Annotated in this window: 23 protein-coding genes and 1 riboswitch; of the genes, 7 read left to right on the forward strand and 16 right to left on the reverse strand. The window is 40.7% G+C overall.

The window, feature by feature from the left end:
* Positions 1–33: 33 nt before the first annotated feature.
* The 5 genes from MKZ05_RS17920 to MKZ05_RS17940 all read right to left on the reverse strand — a co-directional run bounded on the left by MKZ05_RS17920 (position 34) and on the right by MKZ05_RS17940 (position 3444).
* Positions 34–501 carry a helix-turn-helix transcriptional regulator gene (locus tag MKZ05_RS17920; protein ID WP_003214797.1) on the reverse strand — a complete coding sequence of 156 codons (468 nt, stop codon included), beginning with the start codon at positions 499–501 and terminating at the stop codon, positions 34–36.
* A gap of 98 nt (positions 502–599) precedes the next feature.
* A complete protein-coding gene (locus MKZ05_RS17925) occupies positions 600–1127 on the reverse strand; it encodes a YfjD family protein (protein ID WP_050944560.1) in 528 nt (175 codons plus the stop codon).
* Positions 1128–1148: 21 nt separating this feature from the next.
* On the reverse strand, positions 1149–1907 hold the full coding sequence (locus MKZ05_RS17930) for a hypothetical protein (protein ID WP_339160747.1): 759 nt from the start codon (positions 1905–1907) through the stop codon (positions 1149–1151).
* A gap of 12 nt (positions 1908–1919) precedes the next feature.
* Positions 1920–3116, reverse strand: coding sequence for a glycine zipper domain-containing protein (locus MKZ05_RS17935; RefSeq protein ID WP_251190621.1), 1197 nt, complete (start codon positions 3114–3116; stop codon positions 1920–1922).
* A 4-nt stretch (positions 3117–3120) separates the two neighbouring features.
* Positions 3121–3444: a WXG100 family type VII secretion target gene (locus tag MKZ05_RS17940; protein WP_034321782.1), complete on the reverse strand. Its 324-nt coding sequence runs from the start codon at positions 3442–3444 to the stop codon at positions 3121–3123.
* A gap of 226 nt (positions 3445–3670) precedes the next feature.
* On the opposite strand from MKZ05_RS17940, the gene pepT reads away from it, so the two are divergent.
* Entirely contained in the window at positions 3671–4903 is a 1233-nt protein-coding gene (pepT, locus tag MKZ05_RS17945) for a peptidase T (RefSeq protein WP_339160751.1), read from the forward strand.
* A gap of 288 nt (positions 4904–5191) precedes the next feature.
* A complete protein-coding gene (locus MKZ05_RS17950) occupies positions 5192–5371 on the forward strand; it encodes a hypothetical protein (RefSeq protein ID WP_003215411.1) in 180 nt (59 codons plus the stop codon).
* An 80-nt stretch (positions 5372–5451) separates the two neighbouring features.
* Here MKZ05_RS17950 and MKZ05_RS17955 read toward each other — a convergent pair whose 3' ends face one another.
* A complete protein-coding gene (locus tag MKZ05_RS17955) occupies positions 5452–6129 on the reverse strand; it encodes a DUF3298 and DUF4163 domain-containing protein (protein ID WP_050944564.1) in 678 nt (225 codons plus the stop codon).
* A 161-nt stretch (positions 6130–6290) separates the two neighbouring features.
* Between MKZ05_RS17955 and MKZ05_RS17960 the strand changes: the two genes are divergently transcribed.
* The 4 genes from MKZ05_RS17960 to MKZ05_RS17975 all read left to right on the forward strand — a co-directional run bounded on the left by MKZ05_RS17960 (position 6291) and on the right by MKZ05_RS17975 (position 11040).
* Positions 6291–7148, forward strand: a complete 858-nt coding sequence (locus MKZ05_RS17960) for a MurR/RpiR family transcriptional regulator (RefSeq protein ID WP_181462008.1) — start codon at positions 6291–6293, stop codon at positions 7146–7148.
* Between the two features lie 198 nt (positions 7149–7346).
* Entirely contained in the window at positions 7347–8240 is an 894-nt protein-coding gene (gene garR, locus MKZ05_RS17965; RefSeq protein WP_003215219.1) for a 2-hydroxy-3-oxopropionate reductase, read from the forward strand.
* Between the two features lie 7 nt (positions 8241–8247).
* A complete protein-coding gene (locus MKZ05_RS17970; RefSeq protein WP_212045720.1) occupies positions 8248–9669 on the forward strand; it encodes a four-carbon acid sugar kinase family protein in 1422 nt (473 codons plus the stop codon).
* Positions 9670–9720: 51 nt separating this feature from the next.
* Positions 9721–11040: a gluconate:H+ symporter gene (locus tag MKZ05_RS17975; protein WP_339160754.1), complete on the forward strand. Its 1320-nt coding sequence runs from the start codon at positions 9721–9723 to the stop codon at positions 11038–11040.
* Positions 11041–11095: 55 nt separating this feature from the next.
* On the opposite strand, the gene MKZ05_RS17980 is transcribed toward MKZ05_RS17975, so the two are convergent.
* Positions 11096–13126 carry an AAA family ATPase gene (locus tag MKZ05_RS17980; protein WP_339160755.1) on the reverse strand — a complete coding sequence of 677 codons (2031 nt, stop codon included), beginning with the start codon at positions 13124–13126 and terminating at the stop codon, positions 11096–11098.
* A gap of 135 nt (positions 13127–13261) precedes the next feature.
* A riboswitch (SAM riboswitch) is annotated at positions 13262–13374 on the forward strand.
* 87 nt (positions 13375–13461) lie between these two features.
* On the opposite strand from MKZ05_RS17980, the gene MKZ05_RS17985 reads away from it, so the two are divergent.
* Entirely contained in the window at positions 13462–14586 is a 1125-nt protein-coding gene (locus MKZ05_RS17985) for a 5-methyltetrahydropteroyltriglutamate--homocysteine S-methyltransferase (RefSeq protein ID WP_321999994.1), read from the forward strand.
* Positions 14587–14640: 54 nt separating this feature from the next.
* Here MKZ05_RS17985 and MKZ05_RS17990 read toward each other — a convergent pair whose 3' ends face one another.
* From MKZ05_RS17990 to tenA, 9 genes are all read right to left on the reverse strand, one after another.
* Positions 14641–16059 (reverse strand): glycoside hydrolase family 1 protein, encoded by a 1419-nt coding sequence (locus tag MKZ05_RS17990; RefSeq protein WP_106029440.1) that lies wholly within the window; start codon positions 16057–16059, stop codon positions 14641–14643.
* On the reverse strand, positions 16031–17938 hold the full coding sequence (locus MKZ05_RS17995) for a beta-glucoside-specific PTS transporter subunit IIABC (protein ID WP_106029439.1): 1908 nt from the start codon (positions 17936–17938) through the stop codon (positions 16031–16033). The genes MKZ05_RS17990 and MKZ05_RS17995 overlap by 29 nt, the downstream gene beginning before the upstream one ends.
* Positions 17939–18265: 327 nt before the next feature.
* A complete protein-coding gene (locus MKZ05_RS18000; protein ID WP_058013317.1) occupies positions 18266–19099 on the reverse strand; it encodes a PRD domain-containing protein in 834 nt (277 codons plus the stop codon).
* Positions 19100–19323: 224 nt separating this feature from the next.
* Positions 19324–20139 (reverse strand): YwqG family protein, encoded by an 816-nt coding sequence (locus MKZ05_RS18005; protein ID WP_003215325.1) that lies wholly within the window; start codon positions 20137–20139, stop codon positions 19324–19326.
* Between the two features lie 172 nt (positions 20140–20311).
* Positions 20312–21151, reverse strand: a complete 840-nt coding sequence (locus MKZ05_RS18010; protein ID WP_106032041.1) for a methyl-accepting chemotaxis protein — start codon at positions 21149–21151, stop codon at positions 20312–20314.
* A gap of 150 nt (positions 21152–21301) precedes the next feature.
* Positions 21302–22036, reverse strand: a complete 735-nt coding sequence (locus tag MKZ05_RS18015) for an energy-coupling factor transporter transmembrane component T (RefSeq protein WP_106035748.1) — start codon at positions 22034–22036, stop codon at positions 21302–21304.
* A complete protein-coding gene (locus MKZ05_RS18020; RefSeq protein WP_309216088.1) occupies positions 22026–23624 on the reverse strand; it encodes an energy-coupling factor transporter ATPase in 1599 nt (532 codons plus the stop codon). The genes MKZ05_RS18015 and MKZ05_RS18020 overlap by 11 nt, the downstream gene beginning before the upstream one ends.
* Positions 23599–24198: an ECF transporter S component gene (locus MKZ05_RS18025; protein ID WP_339160763.1), complete on the reverse strand. Its 600-nt coding sequence runs from the start codon at positions 24196–24198 to the stop codon at positions 23599–23601. The genes MKZ05_RS18020 and MKZ05_RS18025 overlap by 26 nt, the downstream gene beginning before the upstream one ends.
* On the reverse strand, positions 24195–24881 hold the full coding sequence (gene tenA, locus MKZ05_RS18030; RefSeq protein ID WP_309216089.1) for a thiaminase II: 687 nt from the start codon (positions 24879–24881) through the stop codon (positions 24195–24197). The genes MKZ05_RS18025 and tenA overlap by 4 nt, the downstream gene beginning before the upstream one ends.
* Between the last annotated feature and the right edge of the window lie 71 nt (positions 24882–24952).

Below are 24952 nucleotides of genomic sequence, written 5' to 3' on the forward strand. Positions count from 1 at the left end.
TAATCGGGTGCCTCTCTTTCCTTTTTCAGCTGCTTAAGAATAAGGAGAAGACAGCTGACTTAATTCCTCTAACCGCCGCTTCGCTTCTTCTTTATTAAATGAACTATAATAGCGATAATTCTCATCATCTAAGATGCGGTAATGCTGACTGAGCACATTTTGCTGAAGACGAAATGTGCCTTTTTTGATAGAAGTCCGCCACCAAACCTTTCCGCCGATTGTCCGTTCCACCGATAAATGCAATTCATCATGTGCCACGACTTCCAGAATCTCAAGCGGATCATCCCCTAGTGTCCCTTTTAAAATGTCACTATCTCTGAATAATGCACATACGGCCGCCGTTTGCGTCCAGTTGAGGCGCAGCCTATTTTTTTCAACCTGATGCAAATGCCGTTTCGATAAACCAAGTACCTCAGCCATGCGGTCCTGCGTATAATTCTTTTCTTTTCGAATCCGTGTCATTTGTTCTGTGACGAGGTCGATTACCATCTCTTTATCCATCTCTCATCACCTCTCCGAGTGTTCAGTCTTTACTGACATCATACACGATTTCTTCGAAAAAGTGGCGCCTCATCCTTTAGAATATTGGCAAATACTATCTAATTGATCTGCTCTTCGACCTGACCATGCTGCTGTCTCCAATTCTCTTGGGCTGCCTGATTTAAATATGGATAGATCTCTTGTTTGACGGTTTGCTCGAATACTTCTTCATCTAAAATACTGTACGCTGGAATCTTGATCAATTTCCCATCCATTTTCCGAATGAGCACATCCATGAAGAGAAATCCCCTTACACTGTACCGATGCCTGCGCATATCAATGGATTGAATGTCATGAAAAGGGATCGTCCGCTCTCGATACAGTACAGCACCATTTTTTCCGCGCTGAATGCGAAAAATCACATTTCCCCTCTTCGTAAAAGCCGGCAGAATCATCAAAAAAGAGATCAAGCCATAGACAATGCCTAATAGTCCGCCTAAAAATAAAAACAATGTATAATTCGATTCAAATGTAAGAGCTTCTGAAAACAACCAAATACCAATGATACCGAAGCCGCCCGTTGCTAAGAATGCCCATACCCTTAAAAAGGCCCTGCTTCTCACTTCTATTACTTCACTTGGATTCAAGCGTCATTCTCCTTTTCTCCATTAGAATATAGAACGTAATCCGTCTCTATGAGCCGTCTCCACGCGAAATTCATTTTCTTTTATTCCCGACACAAGCCACGACTGTTTCTCACCTGGAATGACAAATAACATGGATTCCACATCAGGCGTATTATTTTTGTCGTAGACGACCTTCATGAGGGAGTCCATCTTTCCTTTTCTTGTCTGTACATCAGAAATAAATGCCTTCACAAGTTCTTCGTTCTCTGCTCGATGAAGGAAGGAGGGCCACTCATTCTTCGCCTCACTTGCTTGCTCTAATAGCTTTTCAAATTCCTCTGCTTGCAGGGTGACGACAGGTGCAGGGTGATCACTCATCTGTATATTGAAAAAGGCAGTCACTTGCTCCTCTGCCTGCTGGTCATCTTTCAGTTTTTGAATCTGATGGACTTGTTGATCATAAAGTGTATGGTGCGCATATACGCCCATCTGTGTCGTGTGAAAGGAGGTACTGACTTCTTCATCTTCATCCCCAAATCGAGATGCCTTGACGGTGTGAGATGCATCATTCATCGCCTGGATGAAATGACGGTATTCCGCTTTATAACGATATTGTCTGTTTCGAAATTCAAGTACACCTTTTGCGAGCAAAGAGCGGCATGCAATTTCAAATAAAAACCCTAGGCGCTCGTCCTCTGCATCAGGATAATAGGCTTCCTTTAAGGACATGCCCTGTTCAAAATAGCCTTCACTGTAAAAACTAAAGATGAGTTCCTCAATACTTAGACTTAGCTGATCCAACTTGATCTCTCCTTATCCAAAAGAAAATGCACCCTTAAAGAAATCGCCTGCACCTTTTATGAGCGAATCTGCGGTTTCTTTTGTTTTTTCTATCCCTTTATGTATCACCTGATTTGCCTGATCAATGGTGTCATTGACTGCTTTCACACCTTTACCCGCCAGCTCGAATGCTTGTTTCCCTTTATCCACGACTGCATGAATTGGGTCCTTTAATTTCACTGCAACCTGCTCAGCAAAGCCTGATGTCAGCTTGGCAACTTTTTCTCCTATAAATCCACCGACTGCGGAACCAATGGCTCCTCCAACGACAGTTCCAATCGGTCCTGCAAAGCTTCCAAGAGCTCCTCCGACAACAGCACCTGCGACAGACCCGCCAGCGATAAAGACCGTATTGTTCACTGCATTTCCAACAGCCTTCGCATTTTCACGCTTCAGGACTTCTGGCTGATCACCGAATTCTGCATAGTTCTCTGCAATTTTCAAACCACAGCCGACCGTTTCCGTTGCACCAGTGACTACCGTTGCAATGATGGCATTTCCTTTGGCGAATCTTGATCCATTTTTCAAAACAGACTTGATCGCAGCCGTGTCCTTCCAATTGATACTTCCTTTTGTAAAATCTCGGACACTGTTCGTGAATGCAACTGTATCGTCAGGATAAAATTTTGTGAATTTCTTATGGACCAAATCAGCCATCGACCAGTTTGATCGTTTTAATAATTCTTTATTACTCAGCCAAATCCTTGCTAGCCGGTCAAATCTCGTTCCTTCTACCCGGCTGGTCAGATCAAGCAGCAGCTTTGAATGCTGCGCTGCATAACGGCCATTGTCTTTAATGAAAGTCGTCATCCCAAGCCCGTAGTATTTCGCCTGCATCATCACAATACCAGCTAAGCTCGTGAGTGTACCATATTGATCATAGATACTGTACAATTTCCGTAAAATATCGTCTGCTTCGACCATTTTATCTTTTGCATGACGAATCGTAATATCATCACTGCTCAATTTACTGATCAATGCTTGTCCTGCTCCCCATGCATCCCCGACGCCTGAAAAACAGCTACTATACCGAGGATCACAGCCTAAAATGAGACCATCCAGTTCACTATGTAAATCGCGGTGCTTCGTTTCAATGGTAGAAAGTTCGCCTACAACATCATTCGCAAGCCCTGTCAGCTGATCTGGATCAACCACTATGTCACGTGCCATCACATCATCTCCCTTCTCGGTTTCTTTCTCTCCGTTCTTCTCGTCTCTTTCGCTCAAGCTCTTCCATTCTGGCTATTTCAGCTTTCCGTTCCTCGATTTTGACCGCTGCATCGCGCAGTTCCTGACTTGTTTCAAGCAAGTCCTTTTCGAATTGATCATAGCGTGCGGTTGTTTCCTCAAAGCTTTGATCAAATTTATTCCTTGCTTCTCCCTGCCAGCCTGATCCTACTGCCTTGAGCCGATTCTCCAACAGCTGCTTTGACTGCCGAATCTCATCAGCTGCTTCCTGAAACTTTTGAGCGAGTGCCAGCGTTTGACTAGAATCCAACTTTCGCACCCCTTTCTCCCAATTTAACGTACAAATGGATGATTTTATATGTCCTCATTATAAATAAAAAGACACCCAAAAAAATCACCCTAAAGAACCATTCAACACATCACCAAATGAAAGTAGGTCTTTTTCCTCTCTAATTGCCAGAGAAAGCCTTTCTTGTTATGAAGCGCATTCAAGACATGATAAAATGAACGTATTCTACAAAAGGAGTGACGTATACATGAAAGAGGAAATGATTCAGCGTTTCACAAGTTATGTGAAGGTAGATACGCAGTCGGATGCAGATAAGGAAAGTTGCCCATCGACTGAAGGACAGTTGAACTTAGCGAGACAACTAGTTGAAGAAATGAAATCCATCGGGATTCAAGAAGTGACAATGGATGAAAACGGCTATGTCATGGGAACGATCCCATCTAATACAGACAAAGACGTGCCGACCATTGGCTTCCTGGCTCACATCGACACAGCTACTGACTTCACCGGCAAGAATGTGAAACCGCAGCTTCATGAAAACTATCAAGGCGGCGACATCACCTTAAATGAAGAACTACATATCGTTTTATCTCCATCACAGTTTCCAAATTTACAAAAGTATCAAGGACATACGCTGATCACAACAGATGGCACAACCTTGCTTGGTGCAGATAACAAAGCTGGTATCGCAGAAATTATGACCGCCATGCATTACTTAATTGAAAATCCAGAAATCAAGCATGGAAAAATTCGCGTCGCCTTTACACCCGATGAAGAGATTGGCAGAGGGCCGCACAAATTTGATGTTGATGCCTTTGGCGCTTCCTATGCGTATACAATTGACGGAGGACCGCTCGGGGAGCTGCAATATGAAAGCTTCAACGCAGCAGGTGCGAAAGTATCCATTAAAGGAAACAACGTCCACCCTGGGACAGCGAAAGACAAAATGGTCAGCGCTGCGAAGATTGGGATGCTCTTCCATAACAAGCTTCCTTCTGATGAATCTCCGGAATACACAGAAGGCTACGAGGGATTTTTCCATCTCACGAAGTTTGTAGGAGAAGTCGAAGAAGCAGAGCTGCAATATATTATTCGTGATTTTGATAAAGACAAATTTAACGAACGCAAAGCACTATTTGAAAAAATAGCAAATGACTTAAAAGCCATTTACGGAGAAAACAGCATCAATCTCAAAATTCAAGATCAATATTATAATATGAGAGAAAAAATTGAGCCGGTGAAACATATTGTGGATATTGCCCATGAAGCAATGGAAAACCGCACAGTGACACCTGTAATCGAACCGATCCGCGGCGGTACAGATGGCTCCCAGCTTTCATATAAAGGTCTTCCAACGCCAAACATCTTTACTGGTGGGGAAAACTTCCACGGTAAATATGAATTTATTTCTGTCGAGAACATGGTGAAAGCAACAGAAGTCATCGTTGAAATCGCCCGTCTATTTGAAGAAAAAGCATAAATATGTTTACAACCGTTCCTGTTCGGGAACGGTTTTTTAATAAAAGTTTACAATTTTCTGAAACTTTTATGACATTTATTCGTACTAATAGAGACAACCCCAGAAAAATTCTTCTTGACGAGTGCAATAACTGGAAATATAATAGTTAAAAACAACCGGTATTTTAGACCTAAATTAGCAGATCACCTAAACCTTAAGAACTAAACCGATTCTGCTGCATATTTTCAGTTATAAACATCACTCACCCTGTCTACACTTAAAGAATAGGATGAATTGGAGGAATGTCATATGATGATTTTATTGATTATCGCTTCACTTTGCTGCTACTTACTATTCTCTTTCAAAAAAGATAACCGCACACCAAAACGAAAAAGCGCAGAGCTTTCGGAGTTTGAAATCTTTCGTATGCGCCGCCACTACAACGGAAAACGACGTCACCCACTAAACGATGCACCTAAACAAGTATAAATCTGAAAAAGAGCCTCATATGGGGCTCTTTTGTGTGAGTACATAAAAAAAACGACCAGATTCATTGGTCGTTTTTCCTTTTATTTATACACCTTCGCAGGAACTTGAATCACAGGAATTCCTACATAGTAAGGTGAAATTTCATATGGCTGGAAGACAACAGCAATTCCCTTTTTCGTGAAGTAATACTGCGTGTTGTAGTTGATTTCAATGTCTCTTTTTTTCAGGTTCGCATAGAATTTACTTTTATGTTTCTTTGTATAGTTATAGACATAATCTCTCACTTTCGTACGCTTTTTCTTCGTTTTCACAACGTCTGTCAAGAACAGCTGCTTTGTCTTTTTCTTTGTCAACACATAGTTCATGCTGGAAACCATCGTATCCCCATGCATTCCACCATCATTCATGTAATCATAGTTTAAGATACTGAGCTTCTTCCCATTGTTAAATTTCGTTTTAAACGATCTCTCGTAAGTGATCTTCCCAAAGCCTTCCTTTTTCGCTTCGTCCTTTAAGAACAAGTACGTAGAATAAGAGAATGCGATATCTTCTTTTAAATCACGATTGATGGTTTTCATATGCGCCTTGCTTAGGTTTTTCACCTGTGCATATTTGAATGTTTTTTTCTTTTTATAATAGTGTGTGCTTACTTTTGCTTTTTTTGCTTGTTTGGCATCCGCAGATCCAACTGGCGCAAACAACGAAACAATCAGTGAAAAAATGATCAGACTGATCGTTAGGCCTTTTTTCATTGTCATAGTAAAAACCCCCATTTTTGTCTATTACCAATTGAGTATACCATGACAAAAGAACCAAAAAAAGCAGTATTTACATTTTATTCTTTCTTTTCCCACTTCGGGTTTGTTTACCGTTTTCATAAGTTCCTGTATGCTTAATGTAGAATGCTAGATGAAGTGTGGTGTTTATCATAGAAGAGAATATTTTTAGTCACATTCGGACGACGTTTCATAGTTTGTCTCCGACCCAAAAAAAGATTGCCAATTACATTTTAGAAAATCCTCAGAAAGTTGTGCTTCATTCCATTAGTGCACTCGCTGCTGAATGCAATACTAGTGAAACGACGATCTTTCGGTTTCTACGAAAAATTGGCTATGAATCGTACCAAGTGTTTCGTGTCCATGTCGCACAGGATATTGCGACCAATACGCCTCAATCCATATACGGCGAGATCGAGGCATCCGATAGTGTAGCTGACATTAAACATAAGGTCATAGAGTTAACAACAAACTCTATTCAAGATATGAAGCATATATTAGAAGACCAAGCCGTCACACAATTCATTGAACAAATGAAGCAGGCACATAAAACCGTATTCTTTGGAGCCGGTGCATCCAGCTTTATTGCTGGAGATGCTTATCATAAGTTCCTCCAGCTTGGTTTTGAAGTGAGTCTATGCAGTGATCCGCATATGATGAACATGATTGCTACTCACGCCACGGAACACGATTTTATCGTTGCGATCTCCCATTCAGGAGAGAGTAGAGAAATTCTTGATGCCGTGCAATTTGCTAAAGAAAAGGGAGCAAAGGTTGCCTCTATCACCAGCTATCCGAAATCAGAGCTCGCAAAGCGATCTGACTTTCATCTGCTCAGTTCTTCCAGGGAGACAACCTATCGATCTGACTCTATGATCTCCCGTATTAACCAGCTTGTAATCATTGATGTACTATACGTCGCCGCTGTTTTAGAACTAGGATCAGATGCCATTGAAAACGTGAAACAATCTCGATTAGCCGTAGCTAAAAATAAAACATGAACGCAAAAGGCCGGAGCTGATTCCGGTCTTTTTTTGTGACTTTTCTCATATTTTCCGTTGACACGTTCCTATCACGTCATGTACATTAAATGAACAATAGTTTATTTCCTACTATTAAAACAAAAAGATAGTATATATACTAACAAAAGAAAAAGAAAGCGCTTTTTATAAGGGTTTTCTATATAGGAGGCGTTCAATGTGACAAAGAAAATTGGATTCATTGGATTAGGTATTATGGGAAAGCCTATGGCACTCAATCTATTAAAAGCCGGTCATACTGTGACTGTTTTCGATCTAAATGAGGAAGCGATTCGAGCGTTACAAGAAGCCGGAGCAAAAGGTGCTGTTTCAGCAGCTGATGCCGCTTCTGAAAGCGATATCATCATCACAATGCTTCCTAAAGGAGAGCATGTAGAGGCAGTTGTTGCAGGTGATCATGGCATTTTAACTACAGCTAAACCTGGCACTGTTGTCGTAGATATGAGCTCAATTTCCCCTGTTACTTCTAGAGCTTTAGCTGCTCTTACAAAACAGCATCAGGTGGAATTTATCGACGCACCTGTCAGCGGCGGAGAACCGAAGGCAATAGACGGAACACTTGCCATCATGGCTGGCGGCGAAGAAACCATCTTTGAGCAAGTGAAGGATGTCCTGCTTGCGATGGGCACAGAGGTCGTATTAGTTGGCACAAATGGAAGCGGAACAACAGCGAAGCTCGCCAATCAAATCATCGTCAACTTAAATATTGCCGCTATGTCCGAGGCGCTCGTTCTTGCCGCTAAATCGGGCATTGCCATTGACAAAATGTATGAAGCCATTCGCGGCGGGCTGGCAGGAAGTGCCGTTCTCGATGCAAAGGTCCCTCTCATCTTAGAACGAAACTTTGAACCAGGCGGACGTATCGACATCAACTTAAAGGATTTAACCAATGTGATGGAAACTGCTCATGATATCGGCGTTCCTCTCCCGCTTTCTAGCCAGCTGCTTGAAATCTTCCACGCCCTCAAAGCGGACGGAAAATCTGGGCTTGACCATGGCGGCATCGTTCAATATTACGAAAAAATGGCTCATGTCGAAGTGAAGAAGGGATGAGATGGTCATGAAGAAAAGCACTGACATACTGAATGCCATTCCGAAAGCGGATACAAAGATCATTCAATCAGCATACGAACAAGCACTGAACAGCTTTCATCATAAAGTCATTGTATTAGATGATGATCCAACAGGGATTCAAACCGTACATGGCGTCTCTGTTTTCACCGATTGGTCAGAAGAAAGCATCGAAGCCGGTTTTCTTGAAGACAGCCGCATGTTCTTTATTTTGACCAATTCTCGCAGTATGACAGAGAAGGAAACGACTGCTGTGCACGAAACAATCGCTTCCACAATTGTGAAGGTAGCGGAACGGGTTGATCAGAATTTCATCATTGTCAGCCGAGGAGATTCCACTCTTCGTGGACACTTTCCGCTGGAAACGGAAGTACTCAAAACCACAATTGAACAACAAAGCTCACCCCAATTCGATGGAGAAATCCTTCTTCCTTTTTTCCAAGAAGGTGGACGCTTGACGATCAACAATATTCATTACGTCCAAGAAGGACACGAATTAATTCCTGCTGGTGAAACAGAATTTGCACGAGATCGCACATTCGGCTTTCAGTCATCTCATCTCGGAGAATGGATTGAAGAAAAGTCAGACGGTTCGTTCACGAAAGAGAACACCACCTACATTTCATTAGATGATCTACGGGCTTTACGAATTGATCAAATAAAAAAACAGCTCATGAGTGTGACCGATTTTAAAAAGGTGGTTGTAAACGCTGTGGACTATGACGATGTCAAAGTCTTTGTCACCGCTCTCATTAAGGCCATTCAAGCAGGAAAGCAACTCATGTTCAGAAGTGCGGCGGCACTTACAAAAGTTCTTGGCGGTATAGGGGATCGTGCCTTATTAACAAGACATGACTTGATACAAGAACAAAGCCCGCACGGTGGTCTTATTATGATTGGTTCTCATGTGAAGAAGACAACAGATCAATTAAAAGCGCTTCAACAAAATAAAGAGGTAGCTTTTATTGAGTTTAATACACATCTCGTGCTGGAGCCTGACCTATTTCATCAAGAAATTGACCGCGTGATTCAGCAAACCGAGGCATTATTAGCATCTGGTCAATCTGTGGCGGTTTATACAAGAAGAGAACGGCTTGATCTTGGGGATGATCGTCAGGAGGAAGAATTAAAGCTCTCTGTAAAAATTAGTGATGCTGTGACAAGCATTGTCCAGCGTCTCACAATTCGCCCTAAGTATCTCATTGCCAAAGGTGGCATTACCTCCAGCGATATTGGAACTAGAGGACTTCACGTGAAACGCGCAACTGTGGCAGGGCAGATCAGACCAGGCATTCCCGTTTGGCAAACAGGCGAAGATAGCAAATTCCCTTTCATGTCTTATGTGATTTTCCCGGGAAATGTTGGTTCAAGGGATACGTTAAAAGAAGCTGTAGACATACTAGAAGGATAAGCATAGGGGGTGTTTTCGCGCCCCCTTATGCACCACAAAGGAGGAAAGATCATGTCGTTAGTGTTTATCGGACTTGGCGTTTTATTATTGCTTTTACTCATGGTTGTCTTTAAGTTAAACGCTTTCATATCTTTGATTATTGTTTCTTTAATTGTTGCTGTTTTAGAAGGAATGTCACCACTTGAAGCGATTGCTTCCGTCGAAAAAGGACTCGGCAGTACGCTCGGTCACCTCGCACTCGTTCTCGGTTTTGGGGCGATGCTTGGTAAATTGATGGCTGATTCTGGCGGAGCTCAGCGTATTGCGATGACACTCATTGACCGATTCGGTATTGGAAAAATTCAATGGGCAACGATGCTGACGGGATTTGTGATCGGAATTGCTCTATTTTATGAAACCGGATTCATTATCTTAATTCCACTAGTCTTTACGATCGCACAAGCTGCAAGACTACCTGTGCTTTATGTGGGTATGCCGCTCGTCGCTGCACTCATCACCACACATGGCTTCCTCCCTCCTCACCCAGGGCCGACTGCCATTGCAAATGTATTTCAAGCAAACATGGGACAAACCTTATTAGTTGGGATTATTTTAGCGATTCCTGCTGTTTTAATAGGCGGACTTCTCTTTACGAAACTATTTAAAAAAGATCAGTTGCACGCACATATTCCAAAGAACTTATTTAATCCAAAGGAATTTACAGAAGGAGAAATGCCAAGCTTCGGCATTAGTATTTTCACCGCTGTTTTGCCTGTATTGCTCATGACATTCAGAGCAGTTTTAGAAATTTTCTTCCCGTCCTCCCCATTACTGCCAACCGCTGAGTTTTTAGGTGAACCGGCGATTGCACTGTTAATCTCCGTGCTTCTTGCTATCTACACGTTTGGACTTGGCAGAGGCAAGAGCATGCAGGATGTGATGAAGTCGATCACAGATTCTATCGGTTCTATTGCCATGATTTTATTAATTATTGCAGGTGGCGGCGCCTTTAAACAGGTGCTCATTGATAGCGGGGTTGATCAATACATTGCAGGAATCATGCAAGGAAGCACGCTTTCTCCCCTGCTTCTCACCTGGCTGATTGCTGCGGTCCTTCGTGTATCTTTAGGATCAGCCACCGTCGCCGGTCTCACAGCGGCTGGCATTTCTGCTCCTTTGATTGGATTGACAGGTGTGAGCCCAGAATTAATGGTGATCGCAACAGGTGCTGGCAGTATTACGTTCTCTCACGTGAATGATGCGGGTTTCTGGATTTACAAAGAATACTTTAACCTGTCCATGGCCCAAACCTTTAAAACGTGGACATTGATGGTGACCGTTCTTTCACTTGTCGGACTAGCGGGTGTTCTCGTCGCTGATTTGTTCATGTAGAAATATTAAATTAGCACCTTCTTTGAAGGTGCTCTTATTTAAAAATCACGTCTCTTTATGTTCTTGAGAGTTCGTACTTTGGATTAGTAACACCAAAGTAATTAAACACTTCGTCTTTTAAAAGTTCATTTGTATTTTTGTTACTATCTGTACAGTCGATATAATTTTTAGCTATTTTCATTTTTATATTTTTATTGTTAATAAATTCAACTATATGTTCTTTATTAATAAAACCATCATTACCTTTAGGGATGAGAATTGATTTGTCACCAATTATTTTAGAAAAAGAAGTTTGAGTATTAAACTCATATTGTTGAAATAGAGTTCTCAAATACTCATCACCTTCTTCTTCAATTACACTTTGAACTGCTTTATAATAATTTTGGGGATCCAAACAATCCTCGATGACTGTACGTTCATAAAATTGCCCCTGTCTCCAAGGCTCTAAAAATTTAACAGCTTCTATATTATTACTAGTTAATGTTTGAATCCTTCTTATATCAACTTTACCTTTGCTCTCAGGAGCTTTAGTTACGTTCACTTTATTACTATCAGTATCGATTAAGCAAAGAATCTTACCACTAAATTGATCTGCTGTTAATTTGTCTGAAAGCGGATAACTTAATAATCCATATAATTTTATTACATTGCCACAACCACCAACAGGTAAAACACGGAAATTCTCTAAACCATCAAGCAAATTCTCTAAATATAGCCTATCTGTACTACCTTCACAAATTATCCAATTAATATTTTCAACACTTTTTGAAAAGCTTATAATGCTCGAAGCTAAATCAAACATGCTTTTCAATTCAATGTCATCAGGAAAGCGCCGTTGTTCATCTAAATAATCAAAAAAATTAAAGTCAGATATTTTTATATCAACATCTTGCTCTTCTTTTCTCAAATGATATAAATAACCATGATCTGTTATTGGTAAAGATCCATACCAATGTGTAGTAATTAAAACCTGCCTTTTAAAATTACTTGCTAATTCTTGAAGTCTCATAAATTGAGGAAAGCAGTTTGCAATATTCATTGAAACTTCAGGTTCATCGATAGCTAAAATTACTTCCCTATCCATTTCTTTTGAATTAGATAAAAAGGCATAAGCAATATCAATTAAAGCTTTTCTTTTTTCACCAGAACTTAATTGATTTACTTCTCTGTTCTTAAATCTTAATGGTCTTTTAGAAAAATATGCTTCTATTATTTTATCTCTAATATCTGTAACGGTTAGATTTTTTTTACTAAAAGCTTCAGCACTATAGTTATAATTTTCGTCTATTTGTTTTATTGAACTATTGATACCCTTAATAAATTCATTAAGATAATCATTTGTGAAATTCAGAAAACTCCTATTCTTACCCTCTATTTCATATTTAGAATTTAATACATTATCTATCTCATATAAAATGTCTTTATTCATTAAAGTTTGCATTTGCCTATCTTCTAACTTTAATGTTTCATCAACATTTTGCTCTACAGGTATATATATGTATGCATAATATTCTTTTAATATTTTCCTCAATTTGTCTATCTTTTTTTCAAATTTATCCTCACCCAATAATTTCCTATAATGACTATCAAAAGGAGTTAAAGTTGATTTGCCATTATATTTAATGCCAGCTGGCAGAATATAATACTTTTCCTCAGAATAATTACTTATTAATTGCTCCAAATGACTAAAGAATATCTTTGCATATTCTCTTCTTGTCGCACCAACCAGAGAATTTTGTATACCATTCCAAAACTGATCACTTATAACTTCAATATCATTTAATAATAGTTCATTCTCTTTAATTTCAATTTTATTAAAACGGTTTTTATTTAAAACAAATTCTCTTAAAATTTCTTTCTCTATCATAAAAATGGGAGTTATATAACATTCTTCTTTTTTTGAACCTCTATTAGCATTCCATTCTCTATTATTAAAAAAAACATCTATTGCTTCTAAAATCCCACTTTTACCTATACCATTAGTACCTATATAAACAGAATATTTTTCCTTTAAATCACTTGTGATAGGAATAAATACAGACTTTGGATATGATTTATATCCATTTAAAAATACTCCTAGAATCATGGGTATCCTCCTTTATAAATTTTTCCATATAATTAAATATAAGTTTATTTGACAAAATAATCAATAAAAAACCATTGACTTTCTCTCAAAAAAGTTGAATAATTATGTTTATTAAGAAAATTGAATCAAAAGGTAACCTTATTAAGAGTGGTGGAGGGACTGGCCCTGTGAAACCCGGCAACCGCTGTTCCTCGGAACAGAATGGTGCTAATTCCTTAAGCAAGCAGATGCTTGTTTGAAGATAAGGCAGAGTTCTCTCAGTATATGATGCTCTTCCTTATCCAAGGAAGAGCTTTTTTATTTGATTTTTAACCTGTAGAAAGAAGGGATTCAGCATGACACAAGTACAAACCATTGGAAAGAAAACAACGAAACCGCCATTTCGCGCAGATCAAGTAGGCAGTTTACTTCGTTCAGAACGTATCAAGGAAGCACGCAAGCAAAAAGCAGACGGCACACTGACAGCAGAGCAGCTCCGACAAATTGAAAATGAAGAAATCACTCGTATTGTTGAGAAGCAAAAGGAAATTGGATTAGAGGTTGTCACAGATGGCGAATTCAGACGTGCTTGGTGGCATTTTGACTTTCTTGAGGGGCTCGATGGGGTCGAAGGATTTGAAGCAGATCAAGGTATTCAATTCCACAATACGACGACAAAAGCACGGGGCATCAAGGTAACGGGCAAGATTGATTTTACAGATCATCCAATGCTGGAGGATTATCGATTCCTTCACAGCATCGCTGGGGATCATACGGCTAAAATGACGATTCCAAGTCCGAATATGCTCTTTTTCCGTGGAAAGCTTGAAGAAGGAGTATACGACAGCCTAGAGGCATTCCACCATGATGTGGCACAGGCGTATAAGAAAGCCATCCGTGCTTTTTATAATGCAGGCTGCCGCTACTTGCAGCTGGATGATACAGCATGGGCCGTGTTCTTTTCTGAAAAAGGGCATGAACAAATCAAAGCCTTTGGCCGAGAAGAAGATGAACTGCGTGAGTCATTTGCGAAAACAATCAATGAAGCAGTTGCCGATCGTCCAGAGGATTTGGTGATCACTATGCACATTTGCCGTGGTAACTTTAAATCGACGTGGGCAGCTGAAGGCGGTTATGAAGCAGCGGCAGAAACGATTTTTGACGGCTTAGATCTGGATGGTCTCTTTTTAGAATTCGACGACGATCGTTCTGGCGGTTTTGAACCCCTTCGCTATGTGAAGAACCCAAACCTCCAAATCGTACTAGGGCTTGTCACTTCAAAATATGGTGAGCTTGAGCCTGCTGAACAGATTAAAAAACGAATCAAGGAAGCAGCTCAATACGTTGACATTAACCAGATTTGCTTGAGTCCGCAATGCGGGTTCGCCTCAACGGAGGAAGGCAATTTGTTAACAGAAGAGCAGCAATGGGAAAAGCTTCGTCATGTGATTGAGATTGCAGATCAAGTGTGGACTTCATAGTCCCCTTGACGAAAAAAAGACAAACCGCAGTATGAACGGTTTGTCTTTTTTCTTTTATGCATCTAAATGATTACCATTTGTCGCAATCACTTGTTTATACCAATCGAAGCTTTTCTTTTTCTTTCTATCTAATGTACCTTTTCCTTCGTTATCACGGTCGACATAAATGAAGCCGTAGCGTTTTTTCATTTCAGCTGTTGATGCGCTGACAAGGTCAATTGGGCCCCAGCTTGTATAACCCATCAAGTCTACTCCGTCTGCAATGGCTTCTCTCGCCTCTAGCAAATGGCTTCTGAGGTAATCAATTCGGTAATCGTCTTGAATGGAACCGTCTTCTTCTACTTGATCGACAGCTCCCAATCCATTTTCTACGATAAACAATGGTTTTTGGTAGCGGTCATATAGTTGGTTTAGTGTTGTACGAAGTCCTTTTGGATCAATTTGCCAGCCCCAATCACTTGCTTCTAGATAAGGGTTTTTCACGCCTTCAAATAGGTTACCACCAGTCACTTGTCCAAGAATCTCTGGATCTGTACTTGTCACAAAGCTCATGTAATAGCTGAAGCCAATATAGTCCACTGTATGGTTTCTTAGGATGTCTTCATCACCATCTTGGATCTCAATATGAATTCCATTTTCGCGGAAGTATCGTTTCATGTAACCTGGGTAGTAGCCTCTTGCCTGTACATCTGAGAAGAACAATGTTTTACGATCTTGATCAATCGCTGCAAACATATCTTCTGGTCTTGAGCTGTACGGATAAGTTGTCATCGCTGCGATCATACAGCCGATTTTCGCATCAGGAATGATTTCGTGTCCTGCTTTGACAGCTAAAGCACTTGCAACAAATTGGTGATGCGCTGCTTGATATTGAATGCTTTTCTCGTCTTCGCCCTCTTCAAATACAAGTCCGCCACCAGTGAAAGGCGCATGTAACACGACGTTGATTTCATTAAAGGTCATCCAATATTTCACTTTGTCTTTATAGCGAGTAAACAACGTTTTCGCGTATGTTTCATAAAGATCGACAAGCTTACGGTTTCTCCAACCGCCGTAGTTTTTCACAAGTGCAAGCGGCATTTCATAATGAGAAATCGTGACAACTGGTTCAATTCCATGCTTATGCAGTTCATCAAATACTCTGTCATAAAAAGCAAGGCCTGCTTCATTTGGTTCAGCATCGTCGCCATTTGGGAAAATACGTGGCCAAGAAATGGATAGTCTGAAGCATTTGAATCCCATTTCTGCAAAGAGTGCAATATCTTCTTTATAGCGATGGTAGAAGTCAATCGCATCATGATATAAGTTCAAGTCTTTCATTGATTCATCGAATGGATGCATAATACCGTGCGGTGATACATCAGCTGTCGATAAGCCTTTTCCATCTTTATTATAAGCACCTTCAATTTGGTTGCCCGCAACAGCGCCGCCCCATAAGAAACCTTTAGGAAATGTTTTTTCTAACTTGTTCATGTTGAATGCCCTCCTCATTTTCTTCTACACTGACTGTGAGCAGTGTCTCTTGTACTGAAATCGTGCCTTCTGTTTTCGCATCAACTTGTGCAAAATCGTTTGTGTTGGTCACAATAATTGGTGTGGTGACATCATAGCCTTCTTGCTGAATGCCCTCGATATCAAATTCAACGAGCACATCTCCTGCTTGAACAAGATCGCCTGACTCTACATGACTTGTGAAATGTTTTCCGCCGAGCTTCACCGTATCAATTCCAACATGAATGAGAAGCTCAGTGCCTTGGTCACTCTTTAAGCCAATGGCATGTTTCGTTTGAAAAATGGTTTCAACCTTGCCGTTGAATGGTGCTACTACACGTCCAACTGCTGGGACAATAGCTGTACCTTTACCCATGATTTCATTAGAGAATGTTGCATCATTTACTTGATTTAGCGGCTTTAATTGGCCTTCAAGCGGGCTTTGTACCACTTCATTTTGAAGTGCTGCTGTGTCTTTCTTTTCTTCTGGTTTGTCTGCTTTTGTATCATCTTTCACTGGTACATCTTTGAATCCTAGAACAAGTGTCATGATCGTTGCTGCGACAAAGGCGATTACTAAGCCGATGATAGAGTAGACAAATGTTGGGCCAATGAATGTCGGGAGACCCGGGAGACCTGCTGATCCAGATATCACATATGATTTTACTTTAAAGATTGACATGAACACGCCGCCTGCTGCTGCACCAATGAGGGCTGCAAGGAACGGTTTTTTCAATCGCATGTTCACACCATACATAGCAGGTTCAGTAATACCCATTAATGCAGTGATACTTGTAGACATCGCCAATGATTTGAATGTTTTGTTTTTTGATCTTAAGAAGACACCGAATGCTGCGCCTGCTTGTGCCATATTTGCTACAAACATCATTGGAAGAATGAAGTCAAAACCGTTTAACGTAATGTTGTTGATCATAATTGGAAGTAGTGCATAGTGCATGCCCGTAATGATCAATGGTGACATGAAGCCGCCGATCAAGAGTCCGGCCAAAATACCTGCATGTTTGAACAATAAATCAATTCCACCTGAAAGGCCATTTCCGATAATCCCACCAAGCGGTCCTACTGCGATAAGCATAATTGGTACTACGACAAGAAGTGTGACCGTTGGAACAAGGATGATCTTCAATGATTTTGGGCTATATTTTTCCGCGAATCTTTCAACATATGAGCCGAGCCAGATGGTGAGTAGAATCGGAATGACCGATGAAGAGTACACAACGGCAACCACTGGTAGCCCTAGAAATTCTGTATTTCCTGCGCCTAGTAAAGCCGTTAACTGCGGGTGCAGTGCGGCGGCTGCAATGGCAGCGGCGATATACTGATTTGTGCCAATTTTTTTGGCTACGCTTACAGCAAGCAGAATCGGTAAGAAGTAAAAGGCTCCGTCGCCGATAGCTGTTAAAATTGCATATGTGCTGCTTTTATCCGATATCCACTGGAACGTAAGCATGAGTGCCAAGATCCCTTTGATCATACCGGCACCAGCAATGGCTGGAAGAATCGGTGTGAAGACACCAGAGATAAAATCGAAAAGCTTAGATATCACATTTTGTTTTGACGCTTCTTCTGTACCGCCTGATTTTACATCTGTTGACAGGCCTGAGTCAGCAATCATCGCTTGATAGACATTTGAAACATCATTGCCAATAATAACATGATATTGACCTCCGCTTTGATTCACACCCATGACCCCGTCTGTTGATTGCAGCTTCTCCTTATCCGCTTTGCCTTCATCGTATAAGTTGAAGCGAAGTCTTGTCATACAATGCGTGACTTGCTTAACATTCTTTTCACCGCCGACAAGCTCTAGAACTTCTTTTGCTGTTTGTTTGTGGTTCATTGTATTACCCTCCAATCGTTGATTAAATCATGATATAGAAAAAACCTAAACATCCATTAATGTCCGAAAAATAGCGATTCAGACATTAATCGATATTTAGGTTTTGCCTGCTTAACCAGTAACAATCCTTCATAGCGATTGATCGTTATTTAATTTTTATAAGTCTTTGGATATAAAAAAACCTAAATCATGCCTTATCAAAGATAGGGACAATGATTTAGGTTTTGCCTGCTTGACCAGTAACAATCCTAAAAGATTGTGGGTTATGTTGTTTATAGTTATAAAGTATCATGTTAATTTTATGATGTCAACGCTTTCTTTTTAAATTTATTTTCTTTTTATCACTCTGTCGATATGCAAAGTTAAATATAGCATCTCATCTTCTATGAGACTTCGGTTGTGTTCTTTTTGAACATAATCGTTAATTTTCTCAGCACATTGGAAAGCTGCAGTGTTTTTCTCTTTTACGACCTCATACAGGAATTCATTTTGATTTTCCATTTGTGTTTCGTTAAACAGACGCTGTCCAAAAAACTTCAAATGCGTGACAAAACGGAAATAGTTTAATGATTCCTCGTCTAAATCAATTTGAAAGTGATACTTGACGATATTTAAAATATCTTGAATGAGTTTGGTAATTTGAATCACGTTCGGCATTTCTTCATTGAGCTCTGCATTGACAATGTGCATCGCAATAAAACCGGCTTCATCCTCAGGAAGATGAATGTTGAGCTTGTCCTGAATAATCCGAATCGCTTCTACACCACACATAAACTCATCTTTATACAACCGCTTAATTTCCCAGAGCAGGGCATTTTTGATGTCCATTCCTTTTTGATGACGTTCAATAGCAAAGGTGATATGATCTGTCAGTGTCACATAGATGCTGTCATTCAAATTTTTATTAAGGGTTGTTCTCGCATGATCAATAATCGCCTCACACACTTGCATATACTCGATTGGAATATCATAAAGCAGGGTTTTGAATTTTTCTGATATATCTTTATTTTGAATGGAAAATACTTTCTCAATACGTTCTTCGTCAATCGGGTCTCCACTTTTCTTTTGAAAAGCGATCCCTCTGCCCATAATGACCAGTTCATGCTGCTCGTCATCATACGCACTGACCACATTATTATTGATTACTTTCGAAATGATCAATTGATACCCCCCAGTACATTCCGCTTTTTCGAGCATCTCATTGTTGATTGATATGTCATGTTATTATTATTTTCAAAAAAGAGGACTTTAAGATGATTTTACATTTTTTTTTGATACGGTCAACTAGAAAGAATGACATATTACCTCTCAAAAATGACGAAATAGGGGCAAAAAAGTCTAAAAACATACACAAAAACACTCTATAAAGAGTGTTTTTTACAAAATTAGGAGCAATCCCAATTATAGACGACATTCTCGAAATTTTTTCGTTTGAGGTCTTCTGGTTTGATAAAAAAGTTGGCGATTCCGCAATCTCCCCACAACATGTCCACTTCATCATCTGAGTCGATTTGTAATAACAGAACGGTATGTTCCTGGTCTTCGTAGGTACGCGGGTCCTCTTGTGTAAAGCCTGGATATCCACCCAATTTGTGACCAAAGCCACTCTCTGTCTCATAAAATTCATCTAACAAGGCATCTGCTTCATCTCCATCAATACCTTCTATATCTTCGAATAGGTCCCAGCTTCGCTTACCTGTGATTTTCTCAAAGCGGAAATCTTCTACACTAATCGTTTCACTTGATCGTTCACCTGTAATGGCGCCTTCCTTCGTTACAGGAAAATAAAAATCATCAGGAATTTTCACAAAAGAAAAATCAGTCAACAACTCTTCTTCTGCCAAGAAAGGTTCCTCAATAAATTTGATCCGAAAATCTTTTTGCTCTGTTTTTTGGTCAATATTCATCCCATAAAGATCATCATGCACAGAAATAAAAATTTGCAGAAGTCCTGTTTCTGGATAATCCTTCAGCTTCGGCAGCTGGCCAAAATTAATTTGTGCCAAAAGCTTCATAGGGTGTCCTTCACCATCAACTGGATATTCATCGTTTTTAGGGAAGTAAGGATCACCTGCAATTTTGCTGTCGTATGGTCCTGTTTTTCCTTGTTTCATCTTTAGTTGAATCGTTGGCTGTTCCGTTTGATCTAACATTTTACGGTAAGGTGCTATGATTTCTTGTAGCTTCGCTGATTGTGTCACGATGGTCTTCCTCCTTATGAATAGGTCTACTGACCAGGGTAGTATCTCTTTTTCTATCATACAGAAGTGTACACTGCCTGTCAGCGATCAATCGGTCAATATCCTAACAAGTTCCTTACCTTAAAACGAAAAAAACCTCCGATTGATCTGGAGGTTGTGGTCGATCTATTTTTTATTTCACTTGATAATTCACTAAGTCTTCTGCGAGTGATTTCATCGTTTCATTTGTTTCATGAAGACCTTCAATAATTTTTGTGAACGTGCCTACAAGCTCTGCTTGATGCTCAGAAGAAGCGACAATTTGTGCTATTTCTTCTTCCATTCCTTTAATCGACCCCTGTACATCTTTTAGCGCTGTTTCAATATCAGTCGTCGCTTGTTTGGCGTGAGTTGACAGCTTTCTCACTTCCGTTGCGACCACTCCGAATCCTGCTCCTGCTTCACCTACTCTTGCAGCCTCAATTGATGCGTTGAGTCCAAGTAAGTTCGTTTGATCAGAGATACCTTTGATAAGATTGGACACTTGATTGATTTTAGAGGAATTTTCTACAGTGGTTTTCGTGTTTTGTAGAATTTGTTCACTTGTCGCTTGTAGTTCCTCTGAATGTGCAGCAACTTGCTGTACCATTGCGACTAGTTTTTCGGAAGCTTGGTTGCTCTCTGTCATGATGTCATCTAATCGTTGTTGATTGGTCTGATCATAGGCAACGCAGAAAGCAGCGACTACTTGACCCGCTTCATCTTTAATTGGAACGGCTACAATATCCATTGGAATCCCGTATACTTCTTTCGGAATTTGGATAAACGATGGCTCTCTCCCATTTTTCAACATAGAAAAGTTTTCGAATCCTGGAGCTACGATATCTCCAGCTTTAAACCCTAGGTCAATGTTTCCGTGTTGCTGATAATAAAGAACCTTCTCTTTCCCTAAAACAGAAAAGGTTAGTTGCTCTCTCATAGCTAGTCCAATGATTGGTAAAGCGTCTATTATGTTATCAATTTTCTGTGACATTCGCTCACGTTCATCCTCTCTTTTTCTCAGTACATTCTCTTTATCGGTTCGTTATAAGATCTATTACAGCCTGTAATGTGTACTAATATCAACCAAATGACCTAAGACATATAAAAAGCCCACATTCTATCAAGAGAATGTGGGGGGTTTTTAAGAAAAAGACATGCATATCAAGACACTGATAACGATGAGCAAAAGATACATATAGTCGATCCATGAAGTGCTGATGACATGATAATACGTCCGCTCCCTCTCACCCGTGAAGCCTCTTGCTTCCATCGCAATGGCCAAACGTTCTGATTTTCGTACGCCCTGTGTAAAAAGTGGAAGTGCATAACGCATAAAGGCTTTCCAGCTGTTTTTTTGCTTATAGCCTCTGATTTTATGTGCCGCCTTCATTTGCTTTAATTCACTTTGAAATAACGGAATAAACCGGAAGCCAGCAAGCATTCCATACGCCCATTTTGGCGACATTTTGCACTGATGAATGAGGCTCATCATAAATGCTGTCAAATCTGTTGTGGACGTAAACAGGAGACCAAATGTCACAAAGCCAAGCATTCTGAGAGCGATGGTGAGTCCATTTCTTAAACTCTCCTCTGTCATATGAAACCATGCCCATTTCCAAACAGTATGATCCCCCTTGCCAAAGGCCGCCATCATCCAGAACACGAGAATAAAAAAGAGCAGATAAGGGACAAGTCTTGTGAAAAGATACTTCAAATTCCATCCGCCTAAGACAAGTCCAACACAAAGTGCAAACAGCCAGATGATGAAGGTTGTTTTAGGATCAGATATCGCCATGAGACAACACATCGCAAGTAGATGAGCGAGTAATTTGATGACTGGATTCACAGTGGAAAGAAAGGAATGATTACTTTGCAATCGTCAGCACGTCCTTTCTTTCAGCCACATAGCGATAATGCAGCGGGGCTCTCAGCTGATAAGCATTGACAAGTTCCTGATTTGAAAACAAATCATAAGGCGTGCCATCATACACATGCTTTCCTTGATGAAAAAGAAGCACTTGATTGGCACACTCATCGACAAGGTCCATATCATGTGTGACCATTAAAATGGTGGTGCCTTGGCGTTGACGATCTTTCAAGCGCCTGATTAATTCCTTCGCTGTTCTTTCATCCTGCCCGAAAGTCGGCTCGTCTAACAATAGGACATCCTGATCAAAAAGGAGCATTGTAGCCACACTCAATCTTCTTTTTTGACCTAGGCTTAAAGTGAAAGGATGAGCTTTTGCATGCTTTTCTAAACCGAACTCTTTCAATAGCTGAACTGTTTTTTCTTGCACAACGGATTCTTGCCAATTACGCTGCCTTCCACCAAATGCAATTTCATCGAACACTGTATCTTGTATGAATTGAAGCTCCGGATTTTGAAACACAAAGCCTGCCTTTTCATATAGTTCTCGGTCTGACCACTTTTTAAGGAGTGTCTCTTTTAAAAAAATGTGGCCTTTTTTCGTTGGCTCTAAACGAACCAAATGTTTAAGACATGTGCTTTTTCCGCTTCCATTTTCCCCAATGATCGCCACCCAATCCCCTGCTTTGATATCAAGCTGAAGATCACTCATAATTCTCTTTTTCCCGTAGCTTAATTGAAGATCTTCTGAACGAATGATAGTCTCCCGCTTAGTCGACGGCACTTTTTCATTCTGCTTCTTTCTTGCTTCAAAGGTTTGCATAAGCTTGTGACTCATTGGATGAAATGGATCTTGAAGGATCGTAGACCATTTCTCGGGAAATAATTTCGGCCTCCAAATTCCTGCCTCTTTCATTTCTTTTTCATATGTCGTCAATACATCTTTTGGAGACCCATCTGCTAAGATGCTGCCTTGATCGTCTAATAAAATCACCCGGTCCATCCATTCAATGACACCATCTAGCACATGCTCTACAAAAATCATGGTTTGTCGCTGATCAGCTGCAAGCTGCTGTAGAAGCTGAAATATCTCCATTCTTCCTGCTGGATCAAGCTGTGCGGTCGGTTCATCAAAGAACAGCACATCTGGCTCTAACGCTAGTAAACAAGCAAGCGCCAATCGCTGCTTCATGCCGCCAGATAATGTGTGGATGTCTGTATTCGGATCGACATCAAGTTGGACTTTTTGCATGAGCTGCTGAATGATGCCATCCATCTCGTCACGAGGGACAGAACGGTTCTCTAAGCTAAAGGCAATTTCTTCATTGACGCGATGCATACAAAACTGGGAATCAGGGTCCTGAAACATGACGCCTGTATGTCTTTGCAATATCACTTCGCCCTGCATGTCCGCTTCTAAATGTTCTGGAATGATGCCAGCCAGAACGGAGATGAGCGTGGATTTACCGCTGCCGCTTGGCCCTAAAATAAGCACCTTTTCTCCTTTTTGAATGGAAAGAGAGATTTGATGCAACACGGGCTGAGGCTGTTCATAAAAACGGACAGTGAGATTATTGCACGCGAGAAATGAATCCATGCTGTTCACCTTTGTTTCGTTTTTCTTTCATGATGGCATATTGATTCAATACACCGGTTTTAAATAATGCGTCCACCACTACTTTTGCTAAACATCCGCCCAGTATCATTCCGCTGATGATTTGAGTCATCAGTGTGATGAGTAAAACTTGAGGCGTGTAATAACCAAAGCCATTCGCAACGAGGCTGTAAGCCATTGCTCCAACAGCTGCAAAGGCACCTGACAGCATCAGTGTCCACATGCGATATCGTTTATAACCAAAAAGAGCAAAAGCAATTTCTGCCCCAAGCCCTTGGCATACACCAATCAGCAGGGCTGCAAGACCGAAGTGGCTGCCTGTTAGTAATTCCACTGCGGCAGCGGCTGTTTCTGCAATCAGGGCAGCTCCCGGCTTTTGGATGATATACGCTACGATTGGACTGGCAATTACCCAAATGCCAAACATGATGTTGCCTCCTGCTGGGCCAACAAGTGCTGTAATGGGTAAGTAAAGTGTGGACCACCCTAAATAGATGACACCACATGCAACGGATAAAATGACAGCAAGGACAACTTCTTTCATCTTCCATGTCATGATGAATGCACCTCCAATGGAAATGGCCAATCTTCCACCGTAAACGCCATATCCCAAAACTTGTACTCAAGCTGACAGCTTAGGATAAAGTGCTGTTTCATTTTTTCCTTTTCCTTTTCACTTGCTGCTTCCGCCAGCTGATCGAGCCGCTTGCAAAGCTCTACTGTAATAGAGTCGGTTAACCCTCCATAAAATGTGATCCACTCATAAAAAGGATGTGATGGGTCAGGCTGCACATCTGCGAGCATTCGTTTCCCGATTTCCCAATATGTCCAAGGGCATGGAAGCAGGACAGCGATGATTTCTCCAAGCGTGCCTTCCTTGGCAACTTGCAGCATATGATGAATATAGTGATGAGCACTCGGAGCAAGCGGGGCACCTTGGAGCTCATCATATGATACACCTGCCACTCGGCAAAGATTTTGATGAGGGTGTGTCTCACTATCTAGTACAAACGCAATCTGCTGATGGAAAAAGGCAATATCTCCTTTGTCTGTACATCTGCTAAGAGCCGCTGCATAAATTTTAATAAAAGCATGTAAATATTCTGCATCTTGTTTGACGTAATGAATGATCTGTTCCTTTTCCAGCTTTCCTGCTGCCAGCCCTCTGACAAACGGATGCTGATAAATGGCTTCAAATAATGGTTCTGTTTCTTCTCTTAATTGCGCTGAAAACGTCATAAAAAAGCCTCCTCTTCTTCAGTTGAATAAATGAAAAAGCCACCCCAAATGGAGCGGCCTTCTTATCGATT

Origin of the sequence: Bacillus sp. FSL M8-0277, from assembly GCF_037975305.1 — a bacterium.
In the GTDB taxonomy this organism is placed as follows: domain Bacteria; phylum Bacillota; class Bacilli; order Bacillales; family Bacillaceae; genus Bacillus; species Bacillus pumilus.